General features: G+C 72.0%; 19 protein-coding genes. 12 read left to right on the top strand and 7 right to left on the bottom strand.

The features are described 5' to 3' along the window. The first annotated feature begins 13 nt into the window (after positions 1–13). Genes VFL28_03330 through VFL28_03320 form a run of 3 tightly spaced genes read left to right on the top strand, consistent with a single transcriptional unit; the run spans position 14 to position 5,534 of the window. Positions 14–1,000 (top strand): DUF58 domain-containing protein, encoded by a 987-nt coding sequence (locus tag VFL28_03330; protein ID HET7263675.1) that lies wholly within the window; start codon positions 14–16, stop codon positions 998–1,000. Then, a complete protein-coding gene (locus VFL28_03325) occupies positions 997–2,784 on the top strand; it encodes a BatA and WFA domain-containing protein (GenBank protein HET7263674.1) in 1,788 nt (595 codons plus the stop codon). Before VFL28_03330 ends, VFL28_03325 begins: the two co-directional genes overlap by 4 nt. After that, positions 2,784–5,534, top strand: coding sequence for a VWA domain-containing protein (locus VFL28_03320; GenBank protein ID HET7263673.1), 2,751 nt, complete (start codon positions 2,784–2,786; stop codon positions 5,532–5,534). Before VFL28_03325 ends, VFL28_03320 begins: the two co-directional genes overlap by 1 nt. Before the next feature lie 59 nt (positions 5,535–5,593). Here VFL28_03320 and VFL28_03315 read toward each other — a convergent pair whose 3' ends face one another. After that, positions 5,594–6,244: an HAD-IA family hydrolase gene (locus VFL28_03315; protein HET7263672.1), complete on the bottom strand. Its 651-nt coding sequence runs from the start codon at positions 6,242–6,244 to the stop codon at positions 5,594–5,596. Beyond that, on the bottom strand, positions 6,241–7,458 hold the full coding sequence (locus VFL28_03310; GenBank protein HET7263671.1) for an iron-containing alcohol dehydrogenase: 1,218 nt from the start codon (positions 7,456–7,458) through the stop codon (positions 6,241–6,243). Before VFL28_03310 ends, VFL28_03315 begins: the two co-directional genes overlap by 4 nt. Before the next feature lie 49 nt (positions 7,459–7,507). On the opposite strand from VFL28_03310, the gene VFL28_03305 reads away from it, so the two are divergent. The 4 genes from VFL28_03305 to VFL28_03290 are packed head-to-tail and all read left to right on the top strand — an operon-like array spanning position 7,508 to position 11,286. Continuing rightward, positions 7,508–8,308: an S-methyl-5'-thioadenosine phosphorylase gene (locus tag VFL28_03305; protein ID HET7263670.1), complete on the top strand. Its 801-nt coding sequence runs from the start codon at positions 7,508–7,510 to the stop codon at positions 8,306–8,308. Between the two features lie 24 nt (positions 8,309–8,332). Then, on the top strand, positions 8,333–8,602 hold the full coding sequence (locus tag VFL28_03300) for a hypothetical protein (GenBank protein ID HET7263669.1): 270 nt from the start codon (positions 8,333–8,335) through the stop codon (positions 8,600–8,602). Positions 8,603–8,628: 26 nt separating this feature from the next. Next, positions 8,629–8,985, top strand: a complete 357-nt coding sequence (locus tag VFL28_03295) for an STAS domain-containing protein (protein HET7263668.1) — start codon at positions 8,629–8,631, stop codon at positions 8,983–8,985. 15 nt (positions 8,986–9,000) lie between these two features. Then, entirely contained in the window at positions 9,001–11,286 is a 2,286-nt protein-coding gene (locus VFL28_03290) for a SpoIIE family protein phosphatase (GenBank protein ID HET7263667.1), read from the top strand. A gap of 16 nt (positions 11,287–11,302) precedes the next feature. On the opposite strand, the gene VFL28_03285 is transcribed toward VFL28_03290, so the two are convergent. Genes VFL28_03285 through VFL28_03265 form a run of 5 tightly spaced genes read right to left on the bottom strand, consistent with a single transcriptional unit; the run spans position 11,303 to position 15,540 of the window. Further along, positions 11,303–12,256, bottom strand: coding sequence for a 1,4-dihydroxy-2-naphthoate polyprenyltransferase (locus VFL28_03285; protein ID HET7263666.1), 954 nt, complete (start codon positions 12,254–12,256; stop codon positions 11,303–11,305). Then, entirely contained in the window at positions 12,253–13,008 is a 756-nt protein-coding gene (locus VFL28_03280; protein HET7263665.1) for an ABC transporter permease, read from the bottom strand. The genes VFL28_03285 and VFL28_03280 overlap by 4 nt, the downstream gene beginning before the upstream one ends. Next, complete coding sequence (locus VFL28_03275; protein ID HET7263664.1) at positions 13,005–13,880, bottom strand: ABC transporter ATP-binding protein; 876 nt, start codon at positions 13,878–13,880, stop codon at positions 13,005–13,007. The genes VFL28_03280 and VFL28_03275 overlap by 4 nt, the downstream gene beginning before the upstream one ends. Continuing rightward, positions 13,877–14,914 carry an ABC transporter substrate-binding protein gene (locus VFL28_03270; protein HET7263663.1) on the bottom strand — a complete coding sequence of 346 codons (1,038 nt, stop codon included), beginning with the start codon at positions 14,912–14,914 and terminating at the stop codon, positions 13,877–13,879. Before VFL28_03270 ends, VFL28_03275 begins: the two co-directional genes overlap by 4 nt. Continuing rightward, on the bottom strand, positions 14,914–15,540 hold the full coding sequence (locus VFL28_03265) for a TetR/AcrR family transcriptional regulator (GenBank protein HET7263662.1): 627 nt from the start codon (positions 15,538–15,540) through the stop codon (positions 14,914–14,916). The genes VFL28_03270 and VFL28_03265 overlap by 1 nt, the downstream gene beginning before the upstream one ends. Positions 15,541–15,694: 154 nt before the next feature. Here VFL28_03265 and VFL28_03260 point away from each other — a divergent pair, with 154 nt between their 5' ends. From VFL28_03260 to VFL28_03240, 5 genes are all read left to right on the top strand, one after another. Continuing rightward, entirely contained in the window at positions 15,695–17,041 is a 1,347-nt protein-coding gene (locus VFL28_03260; GenBank protein HET7263661.1) for a metallophosphoesterase, read from the top strand. Positions 17,042–17,245: 204 nt separating this feature from the next. Further along, on the top strand, positions 17,246–17,746 hold the full coding sequence (gene infC, locus VFL28_03255) for a translation initiation factor IF-3 (GenBank protein ID HET7263660.1): 501 nt from the start codon (positions 17,246–17,248) through the stop codon (positions 17,744–17,746). 10 nt (positions 17,747–17,756) lie between these two features. Then, entirely contained in the window at positions 17,757–17,954 is a 198-nt protein-coding gene (gene rpmI, locus VFL28_03250; protein HET7263659.1) for a 50S ribosomal protein L35, read from the top strand. Positions 17,955–17,995: 41 nt separating this feature from the next. Next, positions 17,996–18,349, top strand: coding sequence for a 50S ribosomal protein L20 (gene rplT, locus VFL28_03245; protein HET7263658.1), 354 nt, complete (start codon positions 17,996–17,998; stop codon positions 18,347–18,349). A gap of 81 nt (positions 18,350–18,430) precedes the next feature. Continuing rightward, the coding region (locus VFL28_03240; GenBank protein HET7263657.1) for a hypothetical protein at positions 18,431–18,671 on the top strand (241 nt) is incomplete at its 3' end.

Genomic DNA, 18,671 nt, shown 5'->3' with positions numbered 1-18,671 from the left:
GCCGGCTTTCGTGATGGCCTCCGACCGTCCGATCCCCGGGTCCGCGTCCCCCGTCCGGCCCGGCGACCGGCCGTCTGCCGGCGGACTGGCCGGCCACGTGGCAATCACCGCCGGGGAGGAAAGCGCCGGGCTGCTCGATCCGGCGTTTCTGCAGCGGCTCGAGGCCCTCAGCCTCGTCAGCCGGCGCCGCGTCCGCGGCAGGCAGCACGGCGAGCGGCGCAGCCTGGTGCGGGGGCGCGGCATCGAGTTCGACGATTACCGCGCGTACGAACCCGGCGACGACTACCGGTACATCGACTGGAACATAGCCTCCCGTCTCGACCGCCTCTTCGTAAAGCTCTTTAGCGAGGAAGAGGATCTCGACGTGCGGCTGCTCGTCGATACGAGCCGCTCGATGGCGGCCGGGTCGCCGAGCAAGCTGCGGCTCGCGAAGCAGCTCGCCGCGGCGATCGGTTACATCGGCCTCGTCAACCTCGACCGCGTGGAAGTCGGCGCATTTTCGTCCGGGCCCGGCCCGAAGCTGAGCCGGCTGCGCGGCCGCGACCGCGCCTTCGACCTGCTACGGTTCCTGGACGGAATCGGGCCTGGGGGGACGACCGATCTCGGCCATGCGCTGCGGCGCGCACTCGAGGAGTCGCCGCGGCGCGGCCTGCTCGTCGTGATTTCGGATCTCCTCGACCCTCTCGGCTACGAGGACGGGTTCCTCCGCGCGCGTCACCACGGCATGCAGACGTTCGTGATCCACGTGCTCGCGGAGGAGGAGTTGTCCCCGCGTCTCGCCGGCGAGCTCAGGCTCGTGGACGCGGAGACCGGCCGGGCGGTGGAGGTGACGGTCGACGCCGAGGCGCTGCGGGCGTACGCCGTCGCCCGCGACGCGTACCTCGAGGACGTTCAGCGCTTCTGTTTCCGGCACGGCATCGACTACCTGCGGACGACGTCCGGCGTGCCGGCCGACGCGCTCGTGCTGCGGTACCTCCGGCAGGGAGGGCTCGTGCGGTGAGCTTCGGCGTTCCCGCGGCGCTCTGGGCGCTGGCCGCGATTCCGATGCTCGTCGTCCTCTACCTGCTGCGCGTGCGGCGCCGCGAGCAGGTCGTGAGCAGCGTGCTCTTGTGGGTGAAGTCGCAGCCGTCGGCGTCGGCGTTCCGCCCGTCGCGGCGCATCGAACGCAGCCTGCTCCTGCTGCTGCAGATCGTCGCCGCGGCGGGCTTGGCCGCGGCGCTCGCGCAGCCGGCGCTGCTCGGCTGGACCGCCGAGCGCGGCGACGTCGCGCTGGTGCTCGACGCGTCGCTCTCGATGCGGGCGCGGGATGTTGCCCCGACGAGGTTCGACCGGGCCCGGGCCGAGGCACGCGACGTGCTGGCGCGCCTCGGCCCGGGCCACCGCGCCGCGCTGGTCCTCGCCGCGGACCGGCCCATCGTGCTCGTGCCGCCGACGGAGGATCGCGGCCGCGTCGCGGCGGCGCTCGCCGATGCCCGGCCGTGGGACGTCGCGGGCGACATTCGCGCGGCCGTGACCCTCGCGGCGCAGCTCGTGCCGGGGTCGCGGGGGCGCATCGTCGTGTGGACGGACGCCGCGCGGACGTCCGTGCCGGCGCTTCCGAACGTCGCCGCACGCATCCTCGGCACGGCGGACGCCAACACCGGCATCGTCGCGCTGCGCGTGCTGCGGGACGGGCAGCGCGCCCAGGCGCTCGTGCGTGTGACCAACTTCGGCCGCGCGGCCGTGCGCGCCCCGCTCCGGATCACGCGGGACGGCGCCGACGTTTACGCCGTGACGCTCGCGCTCGCCGGAGGCGAATCGCGCACGGTGGTGTTTCCGGTCGCGGCCGCGGGCGCCGGAGTGCTCCGCGCGCAGCTCGACGTGCAGGATGCGCTGCCGGACGATAAGACCGCCGAGACGCCGCTTGCGCCGGCGCCGCTGCCGGCCGTGCTCGTCGTAGGACCCGACGATCCGCCGCTCGAGCGGCTGCTGCGCGTCGCGCCGGTGTCGCGCGCGGCCGTGACGCGCGACACCGACCCCGCGGCGTGGCGCGGCTACGACGTCGTGATTCTCGACCGCGCGGCGACCGGCGCGGTGCCGCCGGGCCGCTATCTCGCGATCGGCGCCGTGCCGCCCAACCTGCCCGCCAACCCTTCCGGCACCGTCGTGGCGCCCGAGATCGCCGCGTGGGACCGCCGTGATCCGATGCTGCGCTTCGTCGACTTTGCGGACGTGCACATCCGCCAGGCGCTGCGTCTCGAGCCCGAGGGCGGGCGCGTGCTCGCGGCCGGTCCGACGCCGCTCGTGTGGGCCTACGACGAACGCGGCATCCGCGCCGTCGTTCTGGCCTTCGGCCTCGCGGACTCGGATCTGCCGCAGCACGTCGCGTTTCCCGTGCTCTTCGTCAATGCCCTCGCCTGGCTCGGCGGCGACACCGCGGATCTCCGGGCCGGACAGACGGTCGATATCTCCGCGGCGGGGATGGACCGCGCCGAACTCCTGCGGCCGGACGGCACGCAAAGTGCCGTGACGGCCCGGGACGGCGTGTTTTCGATTCCGCTGCCGCGCGCGGGCATGTACCGGCTGGTATCCGCGGCCGGGGAGCGACTGCTGCCGGTCGCGCTCGGATCGGAGCGCGCGGGGCTGATCGCGCCGGGGGCGGCGGTGCCCGGGCCCGGGCCGTCCGCGACGGGTTCCCAAGCGCTGGCGCGGCTTGCGCTGTGGCCGTGGTTCGTCCTGGGGGCCGCCGCGGTCGCGCTCGGCGAGTGGGCGCTCGCGACGCGCCGTCACGGCGGAGACGCCTGATGCCGCTTGTCACCTTTGCCCGGCCGCTCGCGCTGCTGTTCCTGCCGTGCGTGGTCCTCGCGTTGCGGCTCGGCCGCCGCCGCCCCGGGCGGCGGTGGCGCCTCGCGTCGGCGCTGCGCGCGGCGATGCTGACCTGCCTCATCCTGGCGGCGGCCGGTCCGGCCGTCCGCGTGCCGGCCACCGGCGCGTCCGTCGTGTTCGCGGTCGATCGTTCGCTCAGCGTGACGGCCTCGGGCGCAAGGGACGCGGAAGCCGCGTTCGTGCGGGGTGCCCTTGCCCGTATGCGTTCGCAGGACAGCGCCGGTATCGTGACCTTCGGCGGCCGCCCCGCGCTGCGGGCGTCGGTCGCGCCGCGCATCGCGGCGGGCGACCTCGGCGTGGGGCCTGAGCCCGATGCGACCGACATCGGCGCCGCCCTGGATCTCGCGCGCAGCGTCCTCCCGGCCCAGGGCGCGCGGCGGATCGTGCTGCTGAGTGACGGCGGACAGAACGCGGGAGATGCGGCATCCGCGGCGCGCGCGGCGGCCGCGGCCGGGATTCCGATCGACGTCGTGCCGGTCGGCGCCCCCCCGGCACCCGACGTGTACGTCGACGACGTCGTCGCCCCGGCGGAGGTGCGGCCCGGCGAGACCTATGAGGTGCGCGCCGTGCTGCAGGCGACGGCGTCCGCGACGGCGGCCGTCACCCTCCGGCGGAACGGTGTGGTAAGCGCCGTGCGATCGCTGTCGCTTCCTGTCGGCGAGACCGCGGTGCGGTTCCCCGAGGTGGCGCTCACCCCGGGACCCATCCGCTACACCGTCGACGTCGACGCCTCGCCGAGCGCGCTCGCAGGCAACAAGCGGGGCGAGGCACTCGTCGTCGTTCGGGGACGGCCGCGCGTCCTGTTCGTCGCCGACGGCCCGCGGCCGGTCGCGGACTGGCTTCGCCGGCAGGCACTGGAAGTCGACGTGCGGTCGCCGGACGGGGTGCCGGCATCACCGCTCGGTCTCGCCCCGTACGCCGGCGTCGTGCTGGACGACGTGCCGGCCACCGCGCTGAGCCGGGCGCAGCAGGAAGCGCTCCGCACGTTCGTCGCAGAGGCCGGCGGCGGCCTGGCCGCGATCGGCGGCCCGCACGCATTCGGCGTCGGCGGCTACGCCGGCACGCCCGTCGAAGATGCGCTCCCCGTCAAGATGGACGTCCGCCAGACCGCGACGCTCCCGACCGTAGCGGTCGTGCTCATCATCGACTCCTCGGGCAGCATGGAAGCGTTCGGGACAGAACTGGCCAAGGAAGAACTCGCGAAAGAGGTCGCCGCGTCCGTGATCGACCACCTGGGCGAGCACGATCTCATCGGCGTGATCACGTTCGATCAGGAGTACCGCTGGCTCGTCCCGATGACCGAGGCGCAGTACCGCGCCCGGGTGCTCGATGAGATCTCGCGGCTGCAGGCCGGCGGCGGCACGCTCATGTATCAGCCGCTCGAGGCGGCGCACGCCGCGCTGCGCAATTCGCCGGCGCGTCTCCGGCACGTGATCGTGATGAGCGACGGGCTCACCGATCCCGGGCCGCCGGGCACGAGTTTCCGCGCGCTCGCGACAGGCATGGCCCGCGACCGGGTCACGTTGAGCACCGTGGCGATCGGCAACGACGCGGACCGGCCCTTCATGCGCAATCTCGCGGCGTGGGGCCTCGGCCGCAGCTACTTCGCGAAGAATCTCTACGCGATCCCCGAGATCTTCACCACCGAGGCGTTTCTCGCGACGCGGTCGTACCTGATCGAGACGCGCTCGCCGTTGAGCCGCTCGGGCGCGGCGCCGACGCTGGCGGGTCTGCCGGCGCCTCCGCCGGTCGACGGCTACGTGGCAACCGTGCCCAAACCGGCAGCCGACGTGGCGCTCGTGAGCCCGCGGCGCGACCCCGTCCTCGCGACCTGGCAGTACGGCCTCGGCCGCGCCGTCGCGTTCACGTCTGACGACGGCCTTCGCTGGACGTCGGGATGGCGAACGTGGCCGGACACGGCGCGGTTCTGGTCGCAGGCCGTCCGATGGATGCTGCGCGACGAGGGGAGCGGGCTCTACGCTCAGACCGTGGCGGACGGGGGCGAGGGCCATGTCGTGTTGGACGTGCGCCGCGCCGACGGCGCGCCGTGGAGCGGCCTCGGGGTCACCGGCCGGGTGTCGGCGCCGGACGGTGCGGAGCGGGCGATCACGCTGCCGGAAACCGTCCCCGGACGGTATGAAGGTGCCTGGCCCGCCGCGGCGCCGGGCACCTACAAGGTCGTGGTGGCCGCGCGGGATCCGGCGCGCGCCGCGCCCGTCGGAACGCGCATCGCGGGGCTCGTCGTCCCGTACTCGCCGGAGCTGCGCCCGGCGCCGGGCGGCCCCGCGCTGCTGAGCCGTATCGCCGAGACCGGCGGCGGGACGTTTCTCTCCGATCCCGCCGACGCCTTCCGGCCGGGACGCGGCAGCGGATCCCGCGACGCGTGGCCGCCGCTCGTCGCCGCCTCGCTCGTGCTGCTCGTCGGCGAGGTGGCGGTGCGGCGCGTGCCGGCGCTCGCGGATCGTCTCGCGCTGGCGGCCGCGGCGCTCATCCGGTGGCGTGAAGGCTCCGCCGCCGCGCGCGCCGGAGACGACGCGGCCTACGAAGCGGCGGACCGGTGGGCGGCGGACGAGGCGGCGCACGCGGAGGAGGACGCGCTGCGGGCATCGTCCATGGAGCACGCCGCGCGGTTGTACGTCGCGCGGCTGCGCGGCGGGCGCCGGGACTAGCGTCTTTGCGCGGATCGCTCGGCCGGTCCGGGTTTAGGGCGCGGCCAACGCGCGCCGGCTCAGCCGCAGACCGTCAGCAGCGTCTCCGGACTCTCGAACCGGTGATCCGGCTCCGTTCCCAGCAACTCGGCGCGACGCATCGTGCCCCAGAGTGCGGCGCCGGCGCCGGCGCCCGCTCCGCGCGCGGCCGCCATGTCCTCGACGCTGTCCCCGACCATGAGCGCCTCGGCCGGGGCGACACCGAGCAGCCGCGCCCCGAGCGTTACCGGTTCCGGATCGGGCTTGTGCCGGGAGACGTCCTCGTCGACGACGATCGCGCGGCACCACCGGTCGAGGCCGAACGCGCGCACCGCGGCGCCGGTGGTGGCGCGGCGCTTAGACGTGACGATGCCGAGCAGGTAGCCGCGCGCGCCGAGCGCGTCGAGCACGGCCGGCACGCCGGGAAACAGCCGCGCGCGCTCGTCGTGCATCTCTATGTACCGCCGCAGGTATTCCTTCGTCAGCTCGTCGGCGCGGGCCGGCGCGATGGCGTGGAACTTGGCGCGCACCGGCCAGCTCCACGTCCGCAGCGTTTCCTCGCGGTCGAGCGTCCGCCCGAGCAGCGTCCGGCAGGTCTCGACGAAGGACGTGACGATCAGGTCGGCGCTGTCGAGGAGCGTGCCGTCCATGTCGAACAGGACGGCCCGGTAAGGTTTCGGGGCGGCGGTCATCCGCGCCAGGCGTCGGCCGGGCGGCCTTCCCACATCGCCGTGTAGAGGGAAAGCAGCGGCTCGCCGGCCAGCGGCCGCGGGTTGTTGGGACGCGGATAGCGGGCGAGGCACTCGTCGACGAGCTCGGGCAGCCGCTCGCGCTCGAGGCCGAGCGTACGCAGCGCCTCCGGCATGCCGACGTCGAGGCCGAGCGACTGCACGCGCCGCACCGCGTCGCCGCCTGCCGGCCCGCCGAATGCTCCGTCGCCTCCGTTTCCTCCGGCCGCCGCGGCGATGCGCCGCAGCCGGTCCGCCGCGGCGTCGCGGTTGTACGCCATCGCGTACGGGAGTGCGAGCGCGCACGAGAACCCGTGCGGCAGATGCAGCCGGTTCGCGATCGTGTAGGCGATGGAGTGCCCCAGGATCATGCCGGCGTTGAGCGTGAGGCCGCCGAGGTACGCGGCCAGCATCATCTGCGCCCGGGCCCGCGCGTCGCCGCCGTCGGCGTAGGCGCGCGGCAGCGCCGCGAAGATCAACCCGACGCCCTGCGATCCGGTGAGGTCGGTCAGCGGGGTTGCGCCCGCCGACAGCATCCCTTCGACGCAGTGGCTCAGCGCGTCGAGGCCGGTGTGGGCCGTGACGGTCTTCGGGAGCGAGTACGTCAGACGGGGATCGAGCAGTACCCCCGCGGCCAGCAGGTTGGGGTGATTGTTCGCGAAGGCCTTCTGGCCGTTGTGGATGATCACCGCGTTCTGGCTGGCCTCCGCACCCGTGCCCGCGGTCGTGGGCACGAGCACCGTCGGGACCGAGGGTTCGGCAAAGCGGCGGTTTCCGCCGGGCGCGTTGGTGTACAGAAGGACGCCGCCCGGGTTGCGGACGAGGGCGGCCGCGAGCTTGGCGACGTCCATCACGCTGCCGCCGCCCACCGCGCAGACCACGACCGGAGAAACGCGGCGGGCGACCGCCGCCGCGCGATCCGCGACCTCGGCGCTCGGCTCTCCCGGGATGTCCGCGAAGCGTTCGATCGAAAAGCCGGCGGCCGCGAGCCCGTCGGCGACCGGCTGCGCGAGTCCCAGGTTGTCGACCACAGCGTCCGTCACGAGCAGCGCCGTACCCGGCGCGACGGCGAGCTCCGCCAGGCACTCGCCGATGCGTCCGGCGGCGTCCTCGCCGTACCAAACACGGCTTGGGCCGCGGAACGGGCGGACGCCGGCGGGCGTCGATGGCGCGGACACGAACGGGATGATACCATCGGGTCGGCATGGGGTAAAGGAGGCGTAGCGGGTGGCGCAGGCCGAGATCGGTATTTTCGGGGGGTCGGGCTTTTACTCTCTCCTCGATGACGCGCGCGAGGTGAAAATCGAAACGCCTTACGGCGAGCCCGCCGACACGGTGACAGTCGGGGAACTGGCCGGGCGTTCGGTCGCCTTCCTGCCGCGCCACGGCCGGACGCACCGCCTACCGCCGCACCGCATCAACTATCGCGCGAACGTCTGGGCAATGAAATCGCTCGGGGTGCAGTGGCTGGTCGGCCCCTGCGCGGCCGGGAGCCTGCAGGCGGCCGTACGTCCCGGCGACTTCGTGGTGTGCGACCAGTTCGTCGACCGGACATGGGGCCGCGCGGACACGTTCTACGACGGGCCGGTGACAACGCACGTGTCGGCGGCGGACCCGTACTGTCCGACGCTGCGCCGGCTCGCGGTGGACGCGGCGAAGGCGGTGGGCATTCCGGTGCGCGACCGCGGCACGGTCGTCGTGATCCAGGGGCCGAGGTTCAGCACGCGGTCGGAGAGCCGGTGGTTCCGCGACCGGGGGTGGGAGGTTATCAACATGACCAACTATCCCGAGTGTATTCTCGCGCGCGAGCTCGAGCTCTGCTACGTGAACATCTCGTTGATCACGGACTACGACGTCGGGGTGGAAGGCGATCCGTCGGTCGACCCGGTGAGCCACGAGTCGGTGCTGCGGGTGTTCCGGGAGAACAACGAACGGCTGCGCCACCTGCTGGTGGCCCTGATCGAGCGCGTGCCGAAGACGCGGGACTGTTCGTGCGGGCACGCGCTGGCCACCGCGCGGATCGAATAGAGGGTCGGGCGGACGGCGGCGGTGATGGTGCGGGATCGGGCCGGGCGGATCAGCGGGATCCTGGTGTTTGCGCTCGGCGTGCTGCTGCTGGTGGCCGTGTTCTACCTTGCCTACATCGAGCTGGTCGCGTCCGGCGCGCTGGCCGGCACGGCGGGCGGCCGGTCGGCGGGCGACATGGCGCTGTTTGTGGCGGCGAAGGGACTCTTTCTTTTCGTGCTGGGGTTTGTCGCGTCGGCGATCGCCAATAAGGGGATCGCGTTCTATCAGGCCGCCGGGGGGCAGGACGCCGGCTAACGACGGCGCGCCGTGTGGAGGCGAAGATGGAACTCGATGTGGCAGTGCGTACCAACGGCGATGTAACGGTCGTCGACGTGGCGGGCGAGGTGGATCTGTACACGGCGCCCCGCCTCGAAGAGGCGCTGACCAAAGCCGCCGGGCGGACGCCGCCGCTGATCGTCGTCAACCTCGGCCGCACCACTTATCTCGACAGCACGGCGCTGCGCGTGCTGACCGCCGTCTTCAAGCGCGTCCGCGAACGGCGGGGGGAGATGGCGATTGCGGAGGTCCAGCCGAAGATCGCTAAACTGTTCACGCTCACCGGCCTCGACCAGGTGCTGCCGCTCTACCCCACTGAGCGCGAAGCCCTCGCGAAGGTTCACCCGGCGGCCGGGACCTAGCCGGGCGAGCCCAGCATGAGGCGGGGCAGCAGGATCCGCGGCAAGATCGCCGCGGTGATCCTGATCTGCATGATCCCGGTGCTGGTGCTCGCGATCGTGCTCTACGCCGAGCGCACCGCGGACCTGCGGAACACCGTCGTGCGCTCACAAGAAGACCTCGCCCGTGCGCTTGCCGAGCAGGTCACCGCATTTTTCTCAAACGCCGTCCACACCGAGCGCCTCGCCGGCGCGGCGGTTACCGCGCAGCCGTACCCCGTCAGCGGCATTGCGCAGCTCTTCGCCGGGATCCGCCGCGCGGAGCCGGCGTTCCGCCGCCTGACGCTTGCCGATCTCTCCGGGCGGGTCGAGGCGGGCGATCCGCCGCCGGCCCCCGGAACGCGGCTCAGCGGTGCGGCGTACGAGCAGGTGCGGGACGGCGCGCCATGGGCAGTCGGGCAGCCGCAGTCCGTCGGCGGACATCCGCTCGTGGAAGTCACGACCGCGATCATGAGCGGCGACCGACGGGTGGCGCTCGTCGACGGCGTCGTCGACCTGACGCTGCTGCCGGCGTCGGCGCCAAGCGCCACCACGCCCGATGCGGACGCCGTGGTGCTGGACCGCGACGGGCGCATCATGTTCGACCTGCGGGCCGGTGCGCGGCCGGCGGACTCGCTCCGGGCGGCGCCGGCCGTCGCCGCGGCGTTGCAGGGCCGCGTGGGCGACATCACCGCCTATAAGGATCCGCAGACCGGCCGGCGCGACATCGGCGCGGCGGTGCCGATCTCGTCGCTGGGGTGGGCGGCCGTTGTCCTGGCGCCGGAATCGTCCGCCTTCGACCCGGTCCGGCGCGAGACGGCGACCGAGGCGATCTGGCTCTCGGCCTACGTCATCGTCGGGCTTGGGCTGGCGTGGGTGCTCGGCGGCGAGCTGAGCCGGCCGATTCAGGCGCTGGCGCGCGCCTCGGAACGGGTGGGGCACGGGGAGGTGGGCTACCGCGTGCCCGTCCGGCGCACCGACGAGCTCGGAGACCTGGCGGCCGCTTTCAACGATATGAGCGCGCAGTTGGAGCGGTACGTCCGCGAGATGAGCGCCGTGCAGGCCGTGAGCGACGTCGCGCTCTCCACGGTTCGCGTGGACGACCTGCTGCCGCCGCTCGTGCAGCGCATCGTCTCGGCGCTCGACGGCGACAGCGGCGTGATCTGGTTTGTCGACGACACGACGGGCGAGCTCGCCGTGCCCGAGGGATTTCACGCCATCCCGGGAACGGTGCGGCGTCTCAGCCCCGGAGAGGGGCTTGCCGGGCGCACGGCGCGCGGCTACCGCGCCGTGCAGGTTGTCGACCGAGCCTCGTTGCGGGCCGTCGATCCCGACCTCGCCGACCACGGCGTGCAGGCGGCGCTCAGCGTGCCGCTCCGCGCCGGCGGCGCGACGATCGGGGTGATGCAGGTCCTCGCGCGCAGTCCGCGCGAGTTCGGGCCGGCGGAGATCCGCCTCGTCGAAACATTTGCGGACCGTGTCGCGCTGGCCGTCAGCAACGCCCGCGCCTACGAACGGCAGCAGGAGATCGGCCGGATCATTCAGCAGGCGCTGATGCCGGCGCCCACCGTCCGGCTGCCCGGGCTCGCGGTGGCGGGGCGGTACCAACCGAGCCGTGAGGTCGGCGGCGACTTCTACGCGGTGCTGCCGCTCGACGACGGGCGCGTCGGCCTCGGCATCGCCGACGTGGCGGGCAAGGGCATTCCCGCCGCAACTCTCGCCGCGCGCACCCGATATCTGTTGGAGGCGCTCGCGCAGGACGGCCGCGATCCCGCCGACGTGCTGTCCCGGCTGAACGCGGCACTGGTGCGGGACTCGGCCTCGTCGCTGTTCGTGAGCCTGTTCTACGGCGTGCTGATGCCCGCGGCTGGGACGTTCCGGTACGCGAGCGCGGGGCACGTGCCGCCGGTGCTGCTGCGGGCCGGCGAGCCGGAGGGCCGGTTGCTCGACGTGACAGGTCTGCTGCTTGGTATTCTGCCGGACGCACGGTACGTCTCGCACGAAACCGCGGTCGACCCCGGCGACCTCATCGTCCTCTACACGGACGGGGTGACCGAGGCGCGCCGGTCGGACGGCGAGCTCTTCGGCGAGCCGCACCTGGCCGCGGTCGTCACGGCGGCGCGGGACGGTACCGCGGAAGACGTGGCCGACACCGTGATGCGGGCGGTGACCGACTGGGCAGGTCCCGGTCCGCGCGACGACCGTGCGCTGGCCGTCGTGCACCTGCTGCCGGTCGGCGCACCCGCGGCGGTGCCGCCGGATCAGGCCGCGACTACGGCCTCCTGAGCGGACAGAACGAAGGTCAGGGCCGGCGGGAAAGCAGGAGGGCTGCGGCGAGCAGGACGCCGGTGCGCTGGTGCAGTTGTGCGGTGCCGCGGAGGGCGAGGCTGAGCGCGACCGGATCGCTGTCCCGGGCGAGGCGGCGGCACAGGGACACGGCCGCGGGCGCGGTGAGGAGCGCGGCAAGACACAGCGGCGGCGACGCCCCGACGGCCACGCCTGCGATGACCGCCGCGTAGGTCAGTACGACGAGCAGCGTGTATTCGGCGCGCGTCGCGCGCGGGCCGATCAGCGTGGCCATCGTGCGCTTTCCGCTCCGGCGATCGCCGTCGATGTCGCGGAGGTTGTTCACGACGAGCACGGCCGTGACGAGCGCGGCCATCGGAAGCGACAGCCACCAGGCGGTCGGGCCGAGCCCGCGCGCCTGCACGAAGTACGCCCCGAGGACGATCACGGGCCCCATGAACACGAAGACCACGAGGTCTCCGAGACCGACGTAGCCGAGCGGCAGGGGACCGCCGGTATACGCGTACCCGGCCAGCACGCTCAGGACCCCCGCGGCCAGTACCGGCCACCCGGCGACGGCGGCGAGCCACAGCCCGAACGCGCTTCCGGCCGCGAACAGCGCGAGGCCGCCGGCCAGCACCGCGCGCGGCGACAGCAGCCCGTGCTGAATCAGGCCGCCCGGCCCGATCGACTCGCCGGTATCCACCCCGCGCACGTAGTCGTAGTAATCGTTGGTCATGTTGGTGCCGGCCTGGATCGCCGCCGCCCCGCCGAGCGCGGCGAGGAAGATGAGGGCCGTGAAGTGACCGTCGCGCGCCGCCGCGGCCGTTCCGAGTAGCACCGGCGTGACGGATGCGGTGAGCGAGTAGGGTCGCGCGGCGCGCCACCACAAGGCCGGCCGTCCGCCGCGGCGCACCGCTGCGCCCGCGGGCCGTTCTTCCACCGCGGGCGGCTCTGCGGCCCGCGTCATGCCCGCCACGGAATGACGCGCCGCTCGAGCCAGTCCAGCGCGGCCGTGGCAATCCACCCCAGCGCGGCGGTGACGAGCAGCCCTGCGAACATCACGTCGATCGCGAAGATCTGATACGCGCGCCAGATCAGATGCCCGATGCCGGCGTCGGACCCGAGCAGCTCGGCGCCGACGATGACGATCAGCGCGAAGCCCATTCCGAGCTTGAGCCCCGTGAAGATCGACGGGAGCGCGCCCGGAAGCGCCACGGTCGTGACGAGCGCGGACCGGCGGGCGCCGTAGGCGCGCGCGACGCGGGCGTACGATTCGTCGAGCCCGAGGACGCCGGCCATCGTGTTGAGCAGCACCAGGAAGAAGATGCTGAGCGCGACGATGCTGAGTTTCGACGCCTCACCGATCCCGAGGTAGAAGATGATGAGCGGGTAGACCGCGATCTTCGGAATGGGATAGATCGCGGAGACGAGCGGCATGATCGCGGCGCGCACGGACCGGCTGAGCCCCATCGACAGTCCGAGCGCGACGGCCGGCGCTGCGCCGAGCAGGAAGCCGATCACGATGCGCTGTACGCTCACCGCCACGTTGTACGGCAGCTCGCCGCTCCGGGTCATCGCGGCGAGCGTGCCGAGCACGACGCTCGGCGGAGGCACGTAGCGGGCGTCGAGGACGCCGGCCCGGCTGAGGGCCTCCCAGACCGCCAGGAACACGATCGGCGAGAGGAGGGTGAGCGCGCGATCGGCGCGGCGGGGGATCACCGCTTTCCCGTCGGGGGCCCGGCTGACGCCGGGCCGCGCGGCGACTCCGCGGCGCGCAAACTTGAAATTTGAGCGGGCAGCGATGTACTCGCAGCGAGCTCGTTTTCGAGCTCGTCCCACAGGCGGGCCGTGAACGCGCCGTAGGCCGGATCGCGCCGCACCTCACGGTATTCACGAGGACGCGCGAACGGCACCGGGATGTCGGCTTTGATGCGGCCGGGCCGGGCGCTCATCACGAGCACGCGGTCGGCAAGCCGTGCGGCCTCGTCCAGGCTGTGCGTCACGAACAGCACCGTCGGGCGCCGCTCCTCCCACAGGGCGAGCAGCTGGTCTTGGAGGACGAGCCGCGTCTGCTCGTCGAGGCTCGCGAACGGTTCGTCCATCAGCAGTACCGTCGGATCCGTAGCCAGCGCCCTCGCGATGCTGACGCGCTGGCGCATCCCCTCGGAAAGCTGCCGCGGATACGTGTCGCGGAACGCCGCGAGCCCGACACGGCGGAGTTCGGCCTCGGCGCGCCGGGACCGCTCGGGGCGCGGGACGCCGAGCATGCGCAGTCCGTACTCGACGTTGCCGAGGACCGTCATCCACGGAAAGGTGCTGACGCCTTGGAATACGACCGCCGCGGCGAGCCGCCGGGGCCCCGCCGGCGGGACCGCGACCTGGCCCGCCGACGGGCGCAGCAGCCCTGCCAGCACGTGCAGCAGTGTCGTCTTGCCGCAGCCCGACGGTCCGATGAGCGCGCAGAATTCGCCCGGCGCGATACGCAGCGACACGTCCCGCAGCGCCGCGATCTCGCCGCGCTCGGTGCGGTAGCCGTGCGTCACCGCCGACGCGGCGAGCGCGGCGGGCCCGGTGAGGATGGCGGTACTCACGGCGCCGGCGTGAACGGTCCCGCGAGCGCGAGCGCCCGCCGCACGAACGACGTGTCGACATAGGCCTGCGGCGGCAGCGGCTTCGTGTAGGTCAGCTCGCCGCGCGTCCGGAAGAACTCCTCGAGCCGCACGAAGTCGTTGAAGTTCATCGCGCCGTTCGGTTCGTAGTACGGACGCCGCGCCCGCGCCACCACGTCCGCCGGCACGCCGGTGTACTTCTGCACGATCCGCGCGACGTCGGGCCGGCGGAACCCCGCCCCGTACAGGTCCCGGCACGCGCGGAGCCACGCCACCATGAAGCCCACCGCGTAGTCGGGGTGGCCGCGCATGAATTCGCCGCCGAAATACGCCGCGGTAACCTGGACGCCGTTGATGAAGTCGTCGCTCAAGACCGAGATCTGCCCCCGGTCCTCCGCGAGGGTGGCGAGCGGCTCACCGAGGAGGCCCGCGGCGATCGCGCCGTTGGTGAGGGCGGCCGGCACCTCGGGAAAGTTTACCTCCACCGGCTGGATGTCGACCATCGTCAGCCCGCCGTGCAGCATCGCGGCGTTGAGCCAGAACTCGGTGGCGGATCCCAGCACGTTGATGGACACGCGTTTGCCGCGGAGGTCGCGGACGGTACGGATCTCGCCTGCGTCGCGGGCACGGCGGCTGATGACCAGCGGCGTGCTTACCGGCGGCCGTTCGAGGTGAACGGGGCCGACGACTTTGAAGTCGAGCCCGCGCGCCGCCGCGTTGAAGACGCCGGCGCCCAGGCCGCCGATCACCGCTTCCGCCCGGCCGCTAGCCAGCACAACGAACGCGGAGGTGCCGCCCGGCGTGCTGATCAGTTCGACGTCGAGGCCTTCGCGGGTGAAATAGCCCCGCTCGATCGCTACGTAGAGCGGCGCGAAGATCAGGACGGGAACGTGCACGACGCGGATGTGGAGGACGGACCGCGTCTGCGCGCGCACGCGCGCGGGCGTCCAAAGGCTCGACCCCGCGCCGAGCGACGCCGCGCCGAGCGCCATGGTGAAGAAGGTCCGCCGGTTCATCACTGTTCGATCTCCTTTCGCGCGTCCGACGCGCCGATGCTGCGCAGCAGCAGCAGCCGAAGGTCGGGAAGGCGATCGGTCACGCGTCCGTCGCCGGCCACGAGCCATTGCGTGATCACCTCGTTGAGCGTGCCGAGCCACGCCTGAGCCGCGAGCGCCGTGTTCTGGGCGGGGATCGCCCGTTCGGTGACGGCACGGTCGAGGTGCCGCTGGATCACCTGCGCGAAGCGGCGGTGGATCTCAAGGCGTTTCTCCTCCAGGGCGGGGCCCAGGCCGACCGCTTCGACGAGCAGGATCTTCGCGAGGTCGCGCCGCGTCTCGGCGGTCTCGAGCACGACCCGCAACGCGCCTTCGACCTTGCGGAGGGCGGTGGGTTCGCCGGCGATCGCCGACTCTGCGCCGGCCTCGACGAGGCCCGCGAGGGTGTCCATAAGCGTGAGGAACACGTGCTGTTTACTCGAGAAGTAGTGGTAGAAGGCCCCTTTTGATGTGCCCGAGACCGCGACAACGTCGTCGACGGTGGTGCCGTGGTACCCCTGCTCGGCGAAGACCTCCATCGCCGCCTGGAGTAGACGGTCCCTCGTGTCGGTGGCGGCCGTGGACCGCCGGACGGTTCGGATGGACATAGCCTTCAGAGGTAGATTAGACCGACGCGTCGGTCTACCCTCTCTAGATGAGTTTCGTGAAGTTTGAGTACGAAACGAGGAGTACAGCCGTGCAATATAAAAGCCTCTCTGTGCTCGAACAGCGAGTCCGCACCATCAGACTGGGGGGATCCTCGTGCGGCGCCGCGGCACGCGCGTCCCGGTGCGCCCGGCCGGTGCGGTCAAACGTGGGCCCGTCGCCCGCGGCTCGCCATCCGCCAATCCTCAGCCCGCCGGCACGACGTCGCCGCTCGGCTTCGCGTTCGCCAATCCGCACGCGACGCGGGACAACTACGACACCTTTGACCCTAAGAACGTCTTCGCCGACGCCAGCATCAAGTCGACCCCCACACCCGAGCCGGTGCCGGTGCCGCGGCGCACGCCGCCCGTGCTCGCACTCGCGGACGTCGTCGGCGCCGGCGTCGTCTCTCAAATTCAGCGGGCGGGCAAGATCGTGTTTCACGCCGTCGGCGACACCGGCGGCATCAAGCAACCGGACAGCCAGTTCAAGGTGGCGGATGCGATGGCGGCCGAGATCGCAGGCGCGACCTACGCGGGCGGGCGACCGACGTTCTTCTTCCACCTCGGCGACGTGGTCTACTACTATGGTCAGGAGCGCTACTACTACGATCAGTTCTACGATCCGTACCGCGACTACGATGCGCCGATCTTCGCCGTGCCGGGCAACCACGACGGCGTGCTTTTTCCCGGAGAGCCGGTCAAGTACTCGCTGGAGCCGTTCTGCAACAACTTCTGCACAGCCAAGCCGGTGCACCACGTCGTCGCACAGGGCTGCGCGCGGACGACGATGACGCAGCCCGGCGTGTACTTTACGCTCGACGCGCCGTTCGTCAAGATCATCGGCCTGTACTCGAACACGAGCGAGGGCGCGACCCAGGGTCTGCTCAGCGGTCCAAAGGTGGGCCCGGACCAACTCAACTTTCTGCAAGCCCAACTGCAAGCCGCGGCCGTGCGGCGCGCGCAGAACGACCGGCGCGCCGTCGTCATCGCCGTGCACCATCCGCCGTTTACCGGCAGCGGCAGCCACACGCCGAATCCGGCGATGCTGGGTGACATCGACGCCGCGTGCCGGAAGGCCGGCATCTACCCGGACGTCGTGCTCTCCGGCCACGCCCATCTGTACGAGCGGTACACGCGGACGGTCGCCGGCCGCCAGATCCCGTACGTCGTCGCCGGGAGCGGCGGCTACTTCAATCTATCAGGCTTCAAGCCCGGCGCCGGCGGGCAGAAGCCGAAGCCTCCGGTGACAGGCACCGACGCGAACGGCAATCCGCTCACACTCGAGGCGTTTTCTGACACCCTTTACGGCTATCTGCGGCTCGCGGTCGATCTCGGGACGCTCTCCTGCGAGTTCGTGGCTGTGGACAAGGCCACCGGCAGGGCGGGAGTGTCCGACGGGTTCGGCGTCAACCTGGCGACGTACGCGGTGACGTCGCGGCCGGGTCCGCGGCTGGGCGCATGAGGCCATCGAGGCCCGCTTTTCGTTGACGGTCCGCTCGGCACGTGGTATAGTGCTCGTGCCAAGCAGAAGCCATCCGCTTCTCACCTCATGGCGCGCCGGGCGCTGCCGATGAGGTCGGCACGATCGAGATTGTGCGAGGGGGTGGCAATGCCGCCCCTTTTTTGTTTGGGCAGCCAAGGGGGTTGAGCGTTTATCGAGAGAGAGATCAGAATCAACGAGCGCATTCGGGCCCGCGAGGTGCGGCTGATCGGGGACGGTGGCGAACAGCTCGGCGTAGTACCGACGCGCGACGCGCTCGCGCGCGCGCAGGACGCCGGGCTTGATCTGGTCGAGGTGGCGTCGACCGCCAACCCGCCGGTGTGCCGGATCATGGACTTCGGCAAGTACAAGTACGAACAGGCGAAGCGCGAGCGGGTTGCCCACAAGAAGTCGAAGACGTCGGGGCTCAAAGGCATGCGGTTGAGCCCGAAGATCGGGCAGCACGATCTCGACACCAAGACGCGCGCCGTCACGAGCTTCTTGAAGGACGGCGACAAGGTGCGGGTCTCGATGTGGTTTCGCGGGCGCGAAATGGCACATCCGCAGGTCGGCGAGCAGATTCTGAAGCGGATGGCGGCGCAGCTCGCCGACGTCGGCGTCGTCGAACGGCCGCCGCTTATGGAAGGCCGGAACATGATCATGATTCTGGCGCCGAAGAAGAACTGAGGGGGACGAGATGCCGAAGCTCAAGACGCACCAGGGGACGGCGAAGCGGATCCGCGTGACCGCGCGGAAGCGTCTGCTGCGCGGTCGCCAGCTCGGCGGCCATTTGATGGTGGGCAAGTCGCCGAAGCGCCGGCGGTCGCTGCGCCAGCGGCGGGAGATCGAGGGGACGGACCGCGCGCGGGTGGCGGCGCTGCTGCCCTACAGGTAAAGGCGCGGCCGCGCCCCGGGACGGACAGGGGGGAAGGTGAGATGGCACGCGTAAAGCGAGGGGTCACGACCCGTCGCCGGCACCACAAAGTTCTAAAGCTCGCCAAGGGGTACTGGGGCAAGAAGAGCCGCTGGTTCAAGCTCGCGAACCAGACGGTGCACCGCGCGCTCCAACAGGCGTTCAACCACCGGCGCGCCCGGAAGCGGGAGTTCCGGCGGCTGTGGATCGCGCGCATCAACGCCGCGGCGCGTATTCACGGGACGTCGTACAGCCGCCTGATCTTCGGTCTCCGCCGCGCGGGGATCGAGGTCAACCGCAAGGTGCTCGCCGATCTCGCCGTTCGCGACGACCGCGCCTTCGAAGCGCTCGTCAAGCGCTCGCGCTCGGACGGCTAGCCCGCACGAGCTTCAATTGAGCAGGCGGTGAGCGGCGGGCCCTCCCCGAAGGGAGGGCCCGATTCGTCTGCGGGGGTGGACGTGCCGATCATCTCGAGCCGGCACCATTCGCTCATTCGCGACCTGCGCGCCGCCCTGCGGGCGCCGGGCCGGCGGTCGAGCGTGTGCGCGATCGAAGGGTGGCGGCTGCTTGACGCGGCGCTCGCGGCCGGCGTGCGGCTCGACGTGCTGCTCCTCACCGAGGAGGCCGCCGCGGACGGCTCCGCGGCCGCCGTTCGCGAGGCGGCGCGCGCCCGCGCCGCGCGGGCGGTCACCGTGACGC

This window comes from bacterium (assembly GCA_035691305.1).
Taxonomy (GTDB): domain Bacteria; phylum Sysuimicrobiota; class Sysuimicrobiia; order Sysuimicrobiales; family Segetimicrobiaceae; genus DASSJF01.
The sequence above is the reverse complement of the archived record's forward strand: the minus strand, read 5'-3'. Positions and strand labels throughout refer to the sequence as shown.